This window comes from Nonomuraea sp. NPDC050536 (assembly GCF_044457685.1).
Taxonomy (GTDB): Bacteria; Actinomycetota; Actinomycetes; order Streptosporangiales; family Streptosporangiaceae; genus Nonomuraea.
This window is the reverse complement of record NZ_JBITHD010000010.1, coordinates 304,116-319,944: the sequence shown is the minus strand read 5'-3', so window position 1 is coordinate 319,944 and position 15,829 is coordinate 304,116. Positions and strand designations below refer to the sequence as shown.

Below are 15,829 nucleotides of genomic sequence, written 5' to 3'. Positions count from 1 at the left end.
CCGCGGCTCTGAGCGACGGGTTTCAGGTGGGTGGGGTCCAGGCCAGGAGGTCGTCCAGCGGGCCGGTCAGGAGGTGCGGGGCAAATTGCCAGGTCAGCGCTACGCCGAGATCGCGCAGCCGTACGGCCAGCGGGTTGCGCAGCCGTACGACGCGGCAGATCGCGGCGGACTGGGCCACCACCTTGGCGGTGCGTGCCAACCGGGCGGCGGTGTAGGAGGCCAGGCCATGCTCTTCGCCTGCGACATGGGCCAGCACGACGGCGTCCTCGATCGCCTGGCAGGCGCCCTGGCCCATGTTGGGCGTCATGGCGTGGGCCGCGTCGCCGAGCACCGCGATTCTGCCCCGGTGCATGGCGGGAAGCGGGGTAGGCAGGTAGTAGACGTCGTTCCTGATGATGTTCGCCGGCGGAGTGGCGGCCACGAGGGCGGGGATGGGCGCGTGCCAGTCGCCGAACAGGCGCAGCAGTTCCGCCCGCTGGTCGCCCCCGCCGCCGCCGGCAGGAACGGCGTCGGTGCCGTAGCAGTAGGCCAGCCCGTCGGCGAGCGCCATGTAGCCGAACACCTTGCCGTCGCCCCATGTCTCGAAGGTCTGGCCCGGCACGCCGTGGCCGGGGACGAGCATCCGCCAGGCGGTGATGCCGGCGTAGCGGGGTCCCGGGTGACTGGGGAACAGGGCTGCCCGGATGGGGGAGTGGATCCCGTCGGCGGCCACCACCAGATCGGCTGTCACCTCGTCCTGTTCCTCCTGGCCGGTCCGGAAGGTCACGCGGCCGGTGTCGGGATCGGCGCCGGTGACCGTGGTGTTCAGCCGGATCGTGCCCGGCTTGAGGCGTGCCGCCAGCGCCTCCACCAGGTCGGCGCGGCGTAGGAGCACCACCGGGTCGCCGTGCCCGGCGGCGGCCTCCTCGGTCATCCGCACCAACCAGCGTCCGCTGGCGGCGCGCCGTACACCTCCGACACCGCGGATCGCCGACAGCGCCCGTACCTGATCGCCGACGCCGAGCACATTCAGTGCCTTGAGCGCGTTGGCGAAGACGGACAGTCCCGAGCCCACAGGTTCGATGGACGGCGCGCGCTCGAACGACGTCACGTCCCATCCTCGCTGCTGGAGCGCCACCGCAGCCGCCAGCCCGCCGATCCCCGCCCCGATCACCACAGCGTGCGCCATGACCTCTCCTTACTACGAACGTAGTTAGATCTACTATGATCGTAGTATCACAACGAAAGGGGCGCCATGAAATCGCAACGTGCCGAACTGGTCGCCGATACGGCCATCACCGTGCTGGCCGAGCGTGGCGTCCACGGCCTGACCCACCGCACCGTGGACGAGACTGCCGGACTCGCTCCAGGCTCCGCCTCCAACGTGGCCCGCACCCGACTGGCGTTGCTGGAGCTGGCCCTGGAACGGCTCGCCGAACTCGACACGGTGGCGTTCGGGTTCGGCGCGGAGCCTGTGGTGCCGGAGGGGATAGCCACAGCGGCGGTGCTCGACATGTTCGCCGCGATGACCGCCAGGACGCTTCGCGTCCGGCTCACGTCCGAGCGTCGCCAGAGCATCGCCCGCCTTGAGCTGGCGATGGAGGCCACTCGGCACCCGGGCCTGCGCGAGCTTTACGACGCGGTGGGCCGCCGGCTCCGCGATCCGGTGGTGGCGATGTTCACGGCGCTCGGCTCACCGGATCCGGCACGGCACGGCCAGCAGGCGGTGGCGTTCCTGGAAGGTGTGATGTTCGACGCCCTGGCCGGGGCTGGGACCGAGCCGGCCGAGGAGGGCATCCGGCTGGGAGTCCGGGAACTGTTCAGGGGCATGCTGGGCCAGTAGACCGGGGCTGCTGCTGCCGCTGATGGTGCAGGATGTGGCCTATCATCCCCAAGTGTATTTTGAGCTGCTGGGACCGGTACGTTGCCTGCGAGGCGAGGAGGAACTCGACCTGGGCTCCCCTCAGCAACGCCTGACCCTGGCCGCCCTGCTCCTGGCCGGAGGCCGCGTGGTCGGCCTGGAGCAGCTGATCGACATTGTGTGGGCCGACGAGCCGCCCAAGTCCGCGGTGAACGTCGTGCGGCAGTATCTCTCCCGGCTGCGCGCGATCCTGGGCACCGAGATGATCGAGTCGGTTGCGGGCGGATACAGATGCACCGGCACCACCGATGTGGCGGACTTCCACCGGTTGCTGAGCGAGGCCGCGCAGGCGCCGGTGGCCGAGGCCCACACGCTGCTGCATCGGGCGCTGGAGTGCTGGCGCGGCGAGCCGCTCGCAGGTCTGCCCGGCGCCTGGGCGCAGGGACAGCGCGTACGGCTGGCCGAGACGCGCCTGGTCGCCCTGGAGTCCAGGGCCGATGCCGACCTGGAACTGGGCCGGCACGCCGAGGTGATCGCCGAGCTGAGCACGCTGCACGCCGCGCACCCGATGCGCGAGCGGCTGTCCGGCCAGCTCATGCTGGCACTCAAACGGGCCGGACGGCCGGCCGAGGCCATCGCCGTCTACACCGACACCCGCCTGCTGCTGGCCGAGGAGTTCGGTGTGGACCCGTCCGCCGAACTGGCCGCGGTCTACCAGCAGATCATCGCCGATCGGCCGATCATCGCCGCGGGAGCCGCCGGGCCTCGCCCGGCGCAGTTGCCGGCGGGTGTTCCCGACTTCACGGGCAAGCGCGATGTCGTCCGGGATCTGGTGGAACGGCTGCAGGTGGGCACGGGCACGATGCCGGTCGTAGGGGTGTCGGGCCCAGGCGGGATCGGCAAGAGCACGTTGGCGATCCACGTGGCGCATGCCGTACGCAAGAACTTCCCTGACGGTCAGCTGTATGCCAACCTCCGCAGCGGGGACCTCGCCCCGCAGGAGGTGCTGGCCGGTTTCCTGAGGGCGCTCGGCTGCGCCGATCGTCAGATTCCGCCTGCCCTGCCGGAGCGGGCGGCGCTGTTGCGGTCCCTGCTCGCCGACAAGCGGGTGCTGGTCGTGCTCGACGACGTCGCCGACTCCGGCCAGGTCGAGCCGCTGCTACCGGGCTCGGCGACCTGCGCCGTGATCATCACCAGCCGCGTGCGACCGGCAGGCATTGCCGGTGCCCAGCTGACGATCCTTGACCTGCTGCCGGCCGATGAGGGACTACAGCTGCTCGAACGCGTCACCGGCCCGGCGCGGGTGATGGCCGAGCCGCGGGCCGCGGCCGACCTGGTTCAGGCGTGTGGCGGATTGCCGCTGGCGGTGCGGATCGTGGCTTCCCGGCTGGCTGCCCGGCCGAGCATGCGGCTGGAATCTCTGGCGGTACGGCTGGCCGACGCGCAACGCCGCATCAACGAGCTCAAGGCCGGGCAGGAGACGGTGGCCTCCTGTTTCGCGCTCGGCTACGAGCCGCTGCCCCCGGAGCAGGCCAGGGCGTTCCGGCTGCTGGCGCTGGCCGAGGGGCCGGACCTGCCGGTCGAAGCGGCGGCCGCGGTGCTCGGCGTCGCCCTTGTCGAGGCCGAGGAGGTGTGCGAAGCCCTGGTGGATGTGAGCCTGCTGGAGACCAGCGCGCCGGGCCGCTACCGCTATCACGACCTGCTGCGCCTGTACGGCAGGAGCCTTGCCGCCGACGACGAGCAAGCGGCCGCGTCGCAGCGGCTCTTCGAGCACTACATGGCCGGCATTCGCGGCGTGTGCCGGGTGGTGCTGCCGGGCTTCGTGCACCCCACCGGGGCGGGTCGCCCTGAGCTGAGCTTCTCCGGAGCGCCGTCGGCCCGCGCCTGGATGCGGGCCGAGCAGGCCAACGTGGCCGCCACGATCGCGGGCTCCGGCCGCGAGGGTCTGCTGGGCGAGGTTCCCCTGCTCGCCGAGGTGACCGGGTTCGCCGAGGTCGAGGACGTCATCTTCCTGCCCGCGGTGCTGCTCGCGATGGGCCTGGGCGCGCAGCGCATGGCGGCGACGGACGAGGCGATCGCCCTGTTGTCCGAGGCGCTCGCACAGGTCGACGCCCATGTGCATCCCAAGATGAGCGCGATGATCCACGCCCTGCTCGCCATGGCGCTGGCCGATGACGGCTCCATCACCGACGCCCGGCGCCACGTCGAGCAGGGACTGAAGTTCGGCAGGCTGGCGGGCGACCCGCACAGCCTCGGAGTCAACCAGATGGCGCAGGGGATCGTGTGCTTCCGCGCGGGCGAGCTGGACCAGGCAGCCGAGCACCTGCTGGCCAGCGCCGAGACCTATCGCCTGGGCGGCCTGCCGCTGCGCGTCGCCTGGCCCGCGAACCGGCTGATGCTCGTCTACCTGGCGGCCGGCCGGCCCAAGGACGCCGTGGCCGTCGGCGAGGAGGCGGTACCCCTGGCCGAAGCCATGCACGACCCCCTGCTGGCCGGGATCATGCTGGCCCGGCTGGGCCAGGCATGGGAGGAACTCGGCGACACCCAGCAGGCGCGGCGCCGCCGTACCGAAGCAGCCACCGTCCTGCTGCCCTACCAGCTCATGGACTGACCCCGGCGCGCCCGCCCTACGGCGTGTTTCCCTGCTCGGCCGCGTTCCACAGGACGGATATCGGCGTGCCCTCCGGTGTCGATCGGTTCTCGAATTCGTCGAGGAGGGCGTCGATCCGCTGGTCGAGTTCCGTGCGGGCCTCGGCGTCGAGGTGCAGGATCGCGCGTCGGGTGTGCTGGTTGGGGGGCGGGCCGTTCTCGACGAGTTCAGCGCGGTGGGCATCGACGATGGCCAGGTCGATCTGACCGGTCAGTTGGTCCGCATCTGTACCGAGGTCGAGACGCCAGGTTGCACCGGTGGCGCGGTAGGGGCGTTCCCATGCTCCATGGTCGCCCTGACGGGGTGGCTCGACGATGAGGAAGCCGGCGTCGGTGAGGGCTCGCACTCGGCGCAGCAGTGTGGCCGGCGAGACGCCGAGCCGCTGTGCGAGCTGCTGGTTTGTCTGTGATTTCTCCAGGCAGAGGCGCAGAATGCGCCAGCTCAGCGGGTGTGTCAGAGCGCGCAGGTCTTGCGGGGTCGCCCGCCGGCGCGGTTCCGGTTCGGCCATCGACAGCGTTGGTTCAGCCATTGACAGCAGTATAACCGATGTTCATTATTGGCATCGATTTCACTTTGTGGAAGCAATCGCAAAGGGCGGTGGCATGTCGATCGAGGACATCAAGGACTACGTGGCGCGTAACCGGGTGCGGCACGAACAGGAGCTGGCCGACTGGATCGGGGTGCCGAGCGTCAGTGCCACCGGGGAGGGCATGCCGGAGGCAGCCGAGCACGCCAAGGGATTGCTGGCCGCAAGCGGCCTGGCGCCGCGGATCGTCGAGACGGGCGGGTGGCCGCTGGTGGTCGGTCACGCGCCGGGTCCCGAGGGCAGCCCGCACGTGGTGATCTACGGGCACTACGACGTGCAGCCCGCTGGTCCGCTCGAGCAGTGGGACAGCCCGCCGTTCGAGGCCGCGATCCGTGATGGCCGGATGTATGGGCGCGGCACAGGCGACAACAAGGGGCAGCATTTCGCACAGCTGCTCGCCGTGCGCGCGCTGCGCGCGAGCAAGGAGGGGCTGCCCTGCTCGGTGACGGTCCTCCTCGACGGTGAGGAGGAAATCGGCAGTCCGCACCTCGCGGCCACGCTCGCAGGGATGCGCACGGACCTCGACGCGGACGTCGCGGTGTGGAGCGACGGGCCGGTTCACGACAGCTACGAGCCGACGGTATTGCTCGGCGTACGCGGTGCGGTGAGTTTCGAGATCACGGTCCGGGGCGCGGATACCGCGTTGCATTCGGGGAACTGGGGCAACGTCGCGGCCAACCCGGCGTGGGAGCTGGTGTGGCTGCTGTCAACGATGCGGGCACCCGATGGCCGCATCCTCGTCGAGGGCTACGACGCCGGCACCACCGGGTTGACCACGGCCGAGCGTGCGGCACTCGACGCGCTGCCCGTGGCCCCGCAGGAACTGCTCGCCGGGATCGGGCTCGACCGCATGGACCCGTACGGCGATGCCGGGGTCAACGAGCGGTTGGCGTTGCCCACCTTCAGCATCAACTCGCTCACGTGCCTGGACAATCAGGAGCACCGGTCGGTGATCCCGTCGGTCGCTGTCGCCCGTTGCGACATGCGGCTCGCCACCGGCCAACGGGCCGCCACGGTCGTCGATGCGGTGCGCAAGCACGTGGCCGCCCGGCTTCCGCACGCCGAGGTCGTCTTCAAGGCCATGATGGAGCCCTCGCGTACCTTGCCGGACGCGCCCTATGCGCAGGCGGTGCTCGACGGGGTGAACGCCACGGCGGACAAGCCGGCGCTGTTCGCGCCCGCGATGGGAGGCAGCCTGCCGATCGCGGGCATCACCGACGGGCTCGGACTACCCTGCTATGGCATTCCGCTGGCCAACGTCGACGAGCGCAACCACGCTCCCAACGAGAACTTCGAACTCGCCCGATTCCATGACGGCATCGTGACCGCGGCCGCGGTCCTGCGCAGCATCGGTGGTGCAATATGACCAGCAAGTGGCGGCCCGTGGCCGCAGCATCAGTCGGGAACGCGCTGGAATGGCTCAGCTTCACTGCGTACACCCTGGCTGCCAGCACCATCGCGAAGCAATTCTTTCCCAGCCAGGATGAGAAGAGCTCGCTGCTCCTGGCATTCGGCACCGTCGCACTGGCCTATGTCGTCCGCCCGGTCGGCGCGCTCGTGCTCGGCGCCTACGCCGACCGCGCGGGCCGGATGCCCGCGCTGATGGCCTCCATCCGCATCATGGTGCTCGCCACGGTGGTTATCACGTTCCTGCCCAGCTACAACACGATCGGTATCGCCGCACCGATCGGCATGGTGCTCGCGATGCTGCTGCAAGGCTTCTCCGCGGGCGGAGAGTTCGGCAGCGCCACCGGCTATCTCGTCGAGCAGAACGCCAACCGGCGCGGCTTCATGGCCAGCTGGCAGGGCGCCAGCCAGGCCTTCGCCACAGTTCTGGCCACCCTGCTGCTCGCGATCACCAGCGGCACCCTGACTGGCGCGCAGTTCGAGGCGTGGGGCTGGCGAGTTCCCTTCGCGTTCGGTCTGCTGCTCGGCCCTGTCGGCTATTACATCCGCAAGAACCTCAGTGAGACACCGGAGTTCAGCCAGGCGCGCCGCACTGACCAGCTGAAGCAGCCCGTCGCACAGACACTGCGCTCACACAAGGCCAGGATGGCGCTCTGCATCGGGATCCTCGCAGTGTCCACTGCCTACTCCTATCTGATCACCTACATGCCGACGTACGCCATCCGGCAATACGGTCTGCCCGCGTCGACCAGCTTCACCACTGTCATCATCACCGGCTCCGTCATGGTGCTGATCGCTCCGCTCGCCGGCCACGTCTCCGACATCATCGGCCGCACCAAGATGCTCACCATCGCGGCGGCGGGCATCGCCGTCTCCGGCATCCCGCTGTTCCTGCTCTTCCGAGCCGCGCCGAGTTTTGCCACGATGGCCATCGTCATGACGCTGATGGGGCTGATCAAGCCCTGGTACACCGGCCCCCTCGCCGCCCGCATGGCCGAACTCTTCCCGACCACGGCCCGGGGAACCGGCCTGTCCATCAGCTACAACGTGGGCGCCATCATCTTCGGCGGCCTCACACCGGTCGCCGTCACCTGGTTGCTCGCAACCCTCGACACGCCCCTCGCACCCGCGTTCTGGCTCGTCGCGCTCGCCGCGCTCTCGTTCGTCGCCGTGCTGGCCAGTAACCGCTATGTCCACACGACAAGCCAGATCGATCCGACAAGCCAGCACGAAAAGGTGTGAAGGCACCTCTGGTCCGCAGGTCGTCCGGAGGCGCTTCCGGCTTACCGAAACGCCTGCGACGCCGACCGTGCTCGGTGACCCCCGGCCGGGTGTTCCGGCGGGGGTCACTCGGCAGCATCAGCGCAGCCGAGCCTCATGCTGAGCAAGACCTCGCGACGCCTGTCCGGAGCGTCGCGATTGCGGGTGTCGAGATCGCGCGCCGCGCCGCACCCGTTACCCGCACCGATCGACGATCCGACCGCATCGCCGGCCTCTACGTGCGACCAGGCGTCGTCGGAGGTCATGTCCGTGAGAGGTCCTGGTCCGGAGCGGGCCGGAACCCTGAGCACAGGACGCGCAGCCACACGATCCTGTCGTCGGCGATCGCGTAGTAGGCCTGCTGCTCGACCAGGTAGCGGGTGGACCCTGTGCGGACCTGCAAGCGATAGGCCAGGTGTTCGCGGTCGCCCATGGAGTCGGTGGCGACGTGGAGGAGCCGTTCGATGTGGTCGTCGGGTTCGAACCAGCGCCCGAGAATGATCTGATCGACGACCTCGTCGGCGCGGCCGGAGTCCCAATGGGTTCCGGGGGTGAGAGCCTTGAAATCGACCGAATCGCCGAGCAGGGCTCGCAGCGCGTCACGGTCCTTGGCGGCCAGGGCTTGGGCGAACTTCTCGCCGAGTGCGTGCCCTGTCACCGGCCGTTCTCCTCTGCCTGGAAGGTCACGGGGCGGCCGTGTTCCTTCCAGACCTTGAGGCCGCCGTCGAGGTGAGCGACGTCGGTGTAGCCGAGATCCTGCAACGACAGGGCGGCCAGTGCGGAACGGCCGCCGGACGCGCAGTACAGGATGGTCGTGGCGGCGGGATCGAACTCGGGCCGGTGGTAGGGGCTGGCCGGGTCGGCCCAGAACTCCAGCATGCCGCGCGGGGCGTGGACAGAGCCCGGGACGCTGCCGTCGCGCTCGACCTCGCCGGGTTCCCGCAGATCGATCAGGGTCACCGTGCCGGACTCCAGGGCCTGGGCCACCTCGGTGACCGACAGGTTCCGAACCTGCGCTCGAGCATGGGCGACCATATCGGTGACGGAGTTCCCCATAAGACGTCCTTTCTGTGCGACTCCCGACATCACACAACAACCTCCAAGCGAGCACATCCGTGCTCAGTACGGAACTTTTCTGGGGGTGAACAGGGCATGGTGGACGCTGTGATACCAGCGGCATTGCGAGAGGCAGGGGTCACAAAGCGGGAGGCGGAGGTCTTCTGGCTGGTCGGCGAGCGCCTGGCGAACCTGGAGATCGCCGACCGGCTCGGGCTGTCGGAGCGGACCGTGGAAAGCCACGTGTCGTCCCTGCTGCGCAAGCTCCACCGTCCGACCAGGAGGGACCTGATCGAAGTCGCGGCGCGGCTCCGGAACCGAGTTCACGCTCTGCCCAGGCCGCTGTCGTCGTTCGTCGGCAGGGAGCGCGAGCTCCGCGACCTCGGCAGTCTGGTCGTCGATGCACGTCTGGTGACCCTGACGGGGCCCGCGGGCGTCGGCAAGACGCGCCTCGCTCTGCGATTGGCCCACGAGGCCGCCGGGTTGCCGCCCGCGGTGCTGGTCGATCTCGCCTCGGTCCCGCCCGGCGGGCCCATCGACCGCGCGTTCGCCGACGCCCTCGGCACCGGCTCTGACGGTAGGGCCTTGGGCCCGCAGATCATCGCCGCGGTCCGAGCGCGTGCGTGCTGGCTGCTGGTCGACAATTGCGAGCACGTCACCGACGCCGTCGCTGTCCTGCTGGCCCACCTGCTACCGGCGGCACAGGGCCTGCGCGTGCTGGCGACCAGCCACGGGCCGCTGGGCGTGGACGGCGAGGTCGTCTATCACCTTCCCCCGCTGCCGGTTCCCGATGCGGCAGCCGAGCCCGGCGAGATCCTGGACTGCGCTGCCGTACAGCTGTTCACCGACCGCGCCGACGCCGTGGCTCCCGGCCTCACCATCACATCAGCCGATGCGGCAGCGATCGCGATGATCTGCCGTCGCCTGGACGGATTACCGCTGGCCATCGAACTGGCCGCGGCCCGCACCCGGTTCGCCTCGCCCGCCGAACTGCTGCGTCTCCTCGACAACCGCTTCACGCTACTCACCGACGCGCCGCGTCCTCATCGCCACCGCACCCTCGAGCAGGCCCTGCGATGGAGCTACGACCTCCTGGACGACGACGAGCGCCTCCTGCTGGACCGCTGCTCGGTCTTCCCCAGCGAGTTCGACTACGACACCGCGCTCCGTGTGGTGGCGACACCGCCGCTCACCGACCTCACCCGGGTCTTCCCCCGGCTGCTGGACCGCTCGATGATCTCCACCCGCCGCCAAGGCGGGACCACGCGGTACCGGCTGCTCGACAGCATCCGCCAGTTCGCCCACCACCGGCTGGCCGAACGGCAAGAGTACGAGCAGATCCAGGACCAGCACACCCGCTACCACCTGACGTACGCCGTAGCCCTCGTTCCCGAACTGAAGGGAGGAAACCAGACAGCGGCCCTGCGCTGGTTCACCGACCACTGGACCGATCTGCGCGCAGCGATGCACCGCTCCCTCGACTCCGGCGACACCGCCGCCGCGTGGGAATTCCTCGCCGGCGTCGGCACCGCATGGGAGACCCTCGGGGCACGCGGCGAACTGTTCCCCTGGCTGGACGCGCTCCTCGACCGGCCACTCCCAGAAGGCCCGGCGGGTGTACGCGCCGCGACCACCTCCTGCCTTCTGCTCTGCTACCAGGACATCGACCGGGCGCTTGAACTAGCGGGCTGGGCGGCGGAACACGCGGTGACCGAGGAAGAACAGGCATTGGCGGCACTGGCGACCGGATGCGCGACCATCCACCGCCGCGACAGCGCCGCCGCGGCCACAGCACTCCACAGCGCGGCCGCCGCGTTCGAGCGGCTCAGCGACCACTGGCACCGCGCTCTGGCGTTGTCCGCTCTCGGCAATATCGCAGCCGACACCGCGACAGCGGTCGACCATCACAGCACCGCAGCAGCCCTGTTCGGACAGCTCGGCGACCGTGTGAAACGCGCCAACTGCCTCAACCACCTCGTCAGCAGGCTCATCCGCGACGGCCTTCGCCTCGAAGAAGCCGAAACCCTCCTCGACGAGGCCCACGACCTGGCGCTGCAAACCGGAAACGACCACGAACGCCTGCACGCCGAACTCCACCGGGCGACCCTCACCCAGCTCCGCGTCGACCAGGCCGCGGCACAGTCCCTCTTCGCCGGCCTTCTCCCTGAATTCCACCGCATTGGAGATCTCCGCTGCGAGACCCGCTGCCTCTTGGGTCTCGGCCGCGCCGCCGCCCGCAGTCACCACCAGCGTGCGCGGCGCCATCTGCTCAAGGGCCTCGACATCGCGATCGCCGTCAACGATCACCAACTGATCGTTGACGCCCTGCTGCTGCTCGCCGAGACCGAACACGCCGCCGGACACCCCGACCGATCAGCCCAGCTGCTAGGAGCAGCCACACTCGCCGAGCCCCGCGCAGCAGACGACGACAGGCTCCTGCTCGCGCTCCGCGCCGAGCTCGGCGACGAGGCACTCACCGCGGCACTCGCCTCCGGCCGCCGAATACCCCACACCGGCCTGCTCGAGCTCCTGATGACCGAGAACACCAGCGACACCGACGAATGATCCCCGGAAGCCTCGCGCGCTCGTTCACCTGCGCAAAAGCGAGACGCTCACCGTGTGGGGCTCGACGGCCGGGTGCTGCTCCTCGCGGTGGAGGCGGCCGACGCGCTGCTACGCGCCCACCACGAGGAGCCCGACATGGTCGAGGAGATCAGGGTTCTGTTGCGGTTCTACCTGTCAGCGCGCCTGGGACCTGTGCGCGAAGGCTAGCCGTTGACCGTGTCGAGGCCGGGCCAGTCGCGCGTCGCCGTACCGAAGTCCTGGAAGAGGAGCCATTCCCTGGAGCCGTTGATGACGTGGCCGGTGACGGTCCCTGTGGCACGGACCGCCGCGGCACCGTTCTCCAGGCTGAAGACGGGGCCGCCGCTGTCACCTCCCCGGCTGGCCTGTCCGCTCGCGACCGCAGAGATCAGGTCGTAGTAGCATTCCCAATTGCCGTAGATGTCGTTGTCGCAGATCCGGTCGTACGTGGCGTCGACGGATAAGCCACACCGCGCGCCCGAGGTCGTCCCGGAGAAGCACAGCTGCTGACCGATGTAGGCCCAGCCCCAGCCGACCACGGGCTTGGTGAAGTCGCTGACGTCCGGCACCCCGTCCCACATCCTGCCCGACACGTTGGTCTGGATGAGGAGCAGGTCGTGGGCGGCCTTCTCGTGGGTGGCCTGGCCGATGACCTCGCCGGCGCCGTCGCGGAAGGTATCTCCTGGCGCACCGCAGTGGCCCGCGGTCAGCAGCCACTCGTCGTAACCGATGTGCACGCCGAACCCGCCCGTGCAGTTGTAAGAGCGGCTGCTGTTGACGCCGCAGATCGGTCCTCCGAACCTGTCGTTGCGGATGGCGACGCCGCTGTACCAGCCGGGGCTGTCGTCGCAGCGAACCGACGTCTTCTTCATCGGTTCGCTCTCGGTGACGGTGACAGGCACGTCGACGGCGGGGGCGGCCAGCGCGTGCGGTCCGCCCGGCCGTACCAGGGCCTCCAGGCCGCTGCCGTCGGCGAGCACCTTGACGCCGTGGATCTGGCCGCCGTGCTCCACGCCCGACGACTGCCACAACTTCGCGGCGGCCGCCTTGAGCTCCTTCTTCGAGTACGCCGCGGCTCGCATCTCGACCGGCACGCCGGCCTGGCGGACGGCCTTCTGGATCGCCTTCGGCGGGGTGCCCTTCCACCAGACGAGCAGCTTGCCGTCGGCGGCTTCGAGACCGGCGTACCCGGCGTCGGCGCCGTCTTCCACGAGGTTCCTGATCCTGGTCGCCACCGGGGTGAGCGACTCCTGCCGCGCCATGGCCGCCAGGTCCGCGGCGGAGGCGTAGTCGGGTGGCCCTGCGGGAGCCTGCGGCACCGGCTTGTCGACGGGAGTGGCCGCGAAGGCGGGGCCTAACCCCATGACGGCCATAGACACGGCCATGAACGTGGCGGCCGCACCCTTCCTGATCACTCTGACCAGTTCCTTTCTGGGGGTTTTGTTGCTGTTTGCGCCGCATGGGGCGCGAGGGGATCTGTAGCCTGTCGCCAGGACATGGCAGATGGATGGCAGACCGGTGACACCCACCGATTCCGCGCATCTGAAGGGAGCGGCAAGGGTGGAGATCCGGCTGCTGGGGCCGCTCGAGGCGACCGGCCGGCACGGTGCGCTCGTCCCCGTGACCTCGGCCAAGCAACGCGTGGTGCTCGCCACGCTGGCACTGCGTGTCCGCCAGGTGGTGTCCGTCGAGGATCTGGTGGACTTCCTCTGGGAGGACCGGCCTCCGGCGACCGCGCGGGAGACCGTACGCAGCCATGTCATGCGACTGCGCAGAGTGCTGGCGGCGAGCGGGTCGGCGTCGCTGGTGACCCGGGCGCCGGGCTACGTCCTCGACCTCGCGCCCGAAGCCATCGACATCCACCAGGTGCAGGCGTTGCGCGCGCGGGCCTCGCGGGCGGCCGCGGGGCAGGACGCGGCCGGTGCAGCCGCCCTGCTGACGGACGCGCTCGCCCGGTGGCGGGGGCCGTTGCTGGCGGATGTCGACTCGACGATGCTGCGCTCGCTGCACGTCAGGGCATGGGAGGACATCTGGCTCCAGACGATGGAGGCCCGCATCGACGCCGATCTGGCGCTGGGACGCCACAGAGAGGTGCTCGGCGAACTGCGCTCCCTGACGGCCACGCACCCGCTGCGGGAACGCTTCCGCGGCCAGCTGATGGCCGCGCTGGAAGCCGCCGGGCAGCGGGCGGAAGCGTTACGCGAGTACCAGGAGGCCCGCCGGACGCTGGTCGAGGAGCTGGGCATCGAGCCCGGCCCCGACCTGCGGGAGGTCCACCTGCGCATCCTCGCCGCGGAGAGTGCCGAGGGCGACGCCCCCGTAGCGGTGCCTTCGGCTGGCACGACCACGCCCGCGCTGCTGCCTCTGGACGTGTACGGGTTCACCGGCAGGAGCGACGAGCTCGCCCGGCTGGACGCCCTGCTCGACCTGGCCGGTGAGCAGCCCACCGCGGTGGTCGTCGCCGCCCTGTCCGGCACCGCGGGGGTCGGCAAGACCGCGCTGGCCGTGCACTGGGCGCACCGGGTTCGCGACCGCTTCCCCGACGGGCAGCTGTACGTGAGCCTGCGCGGCTTCGACCCGAGCGGGCAGCCGATGACACCGGCGGAGGCGGTGCGCGGTTTTCTCGACGCCTTGGGCGTGCAGGCGGACCGCATCCCTCCCGCGTTCCAGGCGCAGGTCGGTCTGTACCGCAGCCTGCTCGCCGAGCGCAGGGTGCTGATCGTGCTGGACAACGCCCGTGACGCCGAGCAGGTCCGCCCGCTCCTGCCCGGGTCGCCGGGCTGCTTGGTGGTGGTGACCAGCCGCAACCAGCTGGCCGGCCTCGTCGCCGCCGAGGGCGCGCATCCGCTCCCGCTCGACCTGCTGCCCGTCGCCGACGCCAGGCAGCTGCTGGCCCGCCGCCTGGGCGCGGACCGGGTCGCCGCGGAACCGGACGCCGTGGCGGAGATCATCGCCCGGTGCGCGCGGCTTCCCCTGGCACTCACCGTCATCGCGGCCCGCGCCGCCATCCAGCCCGGCTTCCCGCTGGCCGCTCTGGCCGCCGAGCTCCACGCCAACCTGGACGCGTTCGACGCCGGCGACCCTGCCACGCAGGTGCGGGCGGTGCTGTCGTGGTCCCACCGCGCTCTCAGCGCCGCGGCGGCACGGCTGTTCCGGCTGCTCGGCCTGCATCCCGGACCCGACCTGGGCGTGCCTGCCGCGGCGAGTCTGGCGGGCGTCCCTGTCGCCCGGGTACGGCCGCTGCTGACGGAGCTGGTCCGCGCCCACCTCCTCACGGAGCACGCTCCCGGCCGATACGCCTTCCACGACCTCCTGCGCACCCACGCCACCGAGCTCACCCACGCTGAGGACACCGAGGCCGAGCGGCGCACCGCACTGCACCGGCTGCTCGACCACTACCTGCACAGCGCTCGGGTGGCCGCGCAGGCGCTCAACCCGCACCGCGACCCGATCTCCCCGCCTCCGCCCCTGCACGGCGCCGTCCGAGAGGAACCCTCCGGCCATGAGCAGGCACTCGCCTGGTTCACCGCCGAACAGACCGCCCTCCTCGCCACGACTACGCAGGCCGCCGACACCGGATTCGAAGCGCATGCCTGGCAGCTGGCCTGGACTCTCGCGGACTTCCTCGATCGCCGGGGCCGTTGGCACGATCAGGCCGCCGTCCAGGCCAAGGCGCTGGAGGCCGCGATCCGGGCAGGCGACCGCCGCGGGCAGGCCTACGCCCACGGCAATCTCGGCTGGGCCTACACCGTGCTGGACCGCCCTGACGACGCCCGCACCCACTTCCTGCTCGCCCTCGAGCTGTACGGCGAGCTCGGCGAGCCCACCGGCCAGGCCCTCGTCCACGGCAACCTGTCCACCGCGCTCGGCTGGCAGGGCCGCCATTCGGACGCCCTCGGCCACGCCCAGCAGGCCCTCGGCCTGTACCGGACGGCAGGTCACCGGACGGGACAGGCGCGGGCGCTCAACGCCGTCGGCTGGTTCCACGCGTTGCTCGGTGACTACCGCGCCGCCCTCCACCACTGCCGGCAGGCCCTTGCCCTGCACCAGGAGATGGGGGACCGGCACGGGCAGGCCAGCACCTGGGACAGCATCGGTTACGCCTGCCACCACCTCGGCCGGTATCTGATGGCCGTTTCCTGCTATCAGCGCGCCCTCGACCTGTTCCGCGAGCTCGGCGACCGTTACAACGAAGCCGACACGCTCACCCGGCTCGCCGACACCCACCTCGCCCTCGCCGAGCCCGATGCCGCCCGTCGCACCTGGCAACGTGCCCTGGCCATCCTCGACAAGCTCGGCCACCCCGATGCCGACGGGGTCAGGGCCAAGCTCAGCGTCGCCGCGTGACTCAGGAGGTGGTCTCGCGCCAACGGTTGGCGATGGGCAGGCGCCGGTCGCGTAGTCATCCAGCAGCCGGTCCAGGACGTCGTACTCCGGCAGCGAGTCG

General features: G+C 70.3%; 13 protein-coding genes. 7 read left to right on the top strand and 6 right to left on the bottom strand.

Features of this window, described 5'->3' with window-relative positions; genetic code table 11:
* Window positions 1-22 precede the first annotated feature (22 nt).
* Window positions 23-1,168, bottom strand: a complete 1,146-nt coding sequence (locus ACIBHX_RS27930; RefSeq protein ID WP_397070229.1) for an FAD-dependent monooxygenase — start codon at window positions 1,166-1,168, stop codon at window positions 23-25.
* A gap of 66 nt (window positions 1,169-1,234) precedes the next feature.
* Between ACIBHX_RS27930 and ACIBHX_RS27925 the strand changes: the two genes are divergently transcribed.
* Window positions 1,235-1,822 carry a TetR/AcrR family transcriptional regulator gene (locus ACIBHX_RS27925; RefSeq protein ID WP_397070228.1) on the top strand — a complete coding sequence of 196 codons (588 nt, stop codon included), beginning with the start codon at window positions 1,235-1,237 and terminating at the stop codon, window positions 1,820-1,822.
* 52 nt (window positions 1,823-1,874) lie between these two features.
* Entirely contained in the window at window positions 1,875-4,451 is a 2,577-nt protein-coding gene (locus ACIBHX_RS27920; RefSeq protein ID WP_397070227.1) for a BTAD domain-containing putative transcriptional regulator, read from the top strand.
* 16 nt (window positions 4,452-4,467) lie between these two features.
* Here ACIBHX_RS27920 and ACIBHX_RS27915 read toward each other — a convergent pair whose 3' ends face one another.
* Complete coding sequence (locus ACIBHX_RS27915; RefSeq protein ID WP_397070226.1) at window positions 4,468-5,019, bottom strand: winged helix-turn-helix transcriptional regulator; 552 nt, start codon at window positions 5,017-5,019, stop codon at window positions 4,468-4,470.
* Window positions 5,020-5,092: 73 nt separating this feature from the next.
* Here ACIBHX_RS27915 and ACIBHX_RS27910 point away from each other — a divergent pair, with 73 nt between their 5' ends.
* Entirely contained in the window at window positions 5,093-6,442 is a 1,350-nt protein-coding gene (locus ACIBHX_RS27910) for a M20/M25/M40 family metallo-hydrolase (protein WP_397070225.1), read from the top strand.
* The gene (locus tag ACIBHX_RS27905) at window positions 6,439-7,725 is read left to right on the top strand and encodes an MFS transporter (RefSeq protein WP_397070224.1); all 1,287 of its coding nucleotides are present in this window, start codon (window positions 6,439-6,441) and stop codon (window positions 7,723-7,725) included. The genes ACIBHX_RS27910 and ACIBHX_RS27905 overlap by 4 nt, the downstream gene beginning before the upstream one ends.
* 104 nt (window positions 7,726-7,829) lie before the next feature.
* Here the strand turns inward: ACIBHX_RS27905 and ACIBHX_RS27900 are convergent, their stop codons facing one another.
* From ACIBHX_RS27900 to ACIBHX_RS27890, 3 genes are read right to left on the bottom strand one after another with little or no spacing between them, the layout of a single operon-like run.
* Window positions 7,830-8,009: a hypothetical protein gene (locus tag ACIBHX_RS27900; protein ID WP_397070223.1), complete on the bottom strand. Its 180-nt coding sequence runs from the start codon at window positions 8,007-8,009 to the stop codon at window positions 7,830-7,832.
* Window positions 8,006-8,401: a hypothetical protein gene (locus ACIBHX_RS27895; RefSeq protein WP_397070222.1), complete on the bottom strand. Its 396-nt coding sequence runs from the start codon at window positions 8,399-8,401 to the stop codon at window positions 8,006-8,008. Before ACIBHX_RS27895 ends, ACIBHX_RS27900 begins: the two co-directional genes overlap by 4 nt.
* Window positions 8,398-8,799, bottom strand: a complete 402-nt coding sequence (locus ACIBHX_RS27890) for a rhodanese-like domain-containing protein (protein WP_397070221.1) — start codon at window positions 8,797-8,799, stop codon at window positions 8,398-8,400. The genes ACIBHX_RS27895 and ACIBHX_RS27890 overlap by 4 nt, the downstream gene beginning before the upstream one ends.
* A gap of 96 nt (window positions 8,800-8,895) precedes the next feature.
* Here ACIBHX_RS27890 and ACIBHX_RS27885 point away from each other — a divergent pair, with 96 nt between their 5' ends.
* Entirely contained in the window at window positions 8,896-11,364 is a 2,469-nt protein-coding gene (locus ACIBHX_RS27885) for an ATP-binding protein (protein WP_397070220.1), read from the top strand.
* 54 nt (window positions 11,365-11,418) lie between these two features.
* On the top strand, window positions 11,419-11,571 hold the full coding sequence (locus ACIBHX_RS27880) for a hypothetical protein (protein WP_397070219.1): 153 nt from the start codon (window positions 11,419-11,421) through the stop codon (window positions 11,569-11,571).
* On the opposite strand, the gene ACIBHX_RS27875 is transcribed toward ACIBHX_RS27880, so the two are convergent.
* A complete protein-coding gene (locus ACIBHX_RS27875) occupies window positions 11,568-12,797 on the bottom strand; it encodes a hypothetical protein (RefSeq protein ID WP_397070218.1) in 1,230 nt (409 codons plus the stop codon). The genes ACIBHX_RS27880 and ACIBHX_RS27875 overlap by 4 nt on opposite strands.
* Before the next feature lie 145 nt (window positions 12,798-12,942).
* Here ACIBHX_RS27875 and ACIBHX_RS27870 point away from each other — a divergent pair, with 145 nt between their 5' ends.
* The gene (locus ACIBHX_RS27870; protein WP_397070217.1) at window positions 12,943-15,729 is read left to right on the top strand and encodes an AfsR/SARP family transcriptional regulator; all 2,787 of its coding nucleotides are present in this window, start codon (window positions 12,943-12,945) and stop codon (window positions 15,727-15,729) included.
* Window positions 15,730-15,829: the final 100 nt, after the last annotated feature.

Bases quoted from the DNA above. Each gene is read 5' to 3' on its own strand.
- ACIBHX_RS27915 (WP_397070226.1), bottom strand. From the start codon at position 5,019: ATGGCTGAACCAACGCTGTCGATGGCCGAACCGGAACCGCGCCGGCGG.
- ACIBHX_RS27905 (WP_397070224.1), top strand. From the start codon at position 6,439: ATGACCAGCAAGTGGCGGCCCGTGGCCGCAGCATCAGTCGGGAACGCG.
- ACIBHX_RS27890 (WP_397070221.1), bottom strand. From the start codon at position 8,799: ATGGGGAACTCCGTCACCGATATGGTCGCCCATGCTCGAGCGCAGGTT.
- ACIBHX_RS27925 (WP_397070228.1), top strand. From the start codon at position 1,235: ATGAAATCGCAACGTGCCGAACTGGTCGCCGATACGGCCATCACCGTG.
- ACIBHX_RS27910 (WP_397070225.1), top strand. From the start codon at position 5,093: ATGTCGATCGAGGACATCAAGGACTACGTGGCGCGTAACCGGGTGCGG.
- ACIBHX_RS27930 (WP_397070229.1), bottom strand. From the start codon at position 1,168: ATGGCGCACGCTGTGGTGATCGGGGCGGGGATCGGCGGGCTGGCGGCT.
- ACIBHX_RS27885 (WP_397070220.1), top strand. From the start codon at position 8,896: ATGGTGGACGCTGTGATACCAGCGGCATTGCGAGAGGCAGGGGTCACA.
- ACIBHX_RS27900 (WP_397070223.1), bottom strand. From the start codon at position 8,009: ATGACCTCCGACGACGCCTGGTCGCACGTAGAGGCCGGCGATGCGGTC.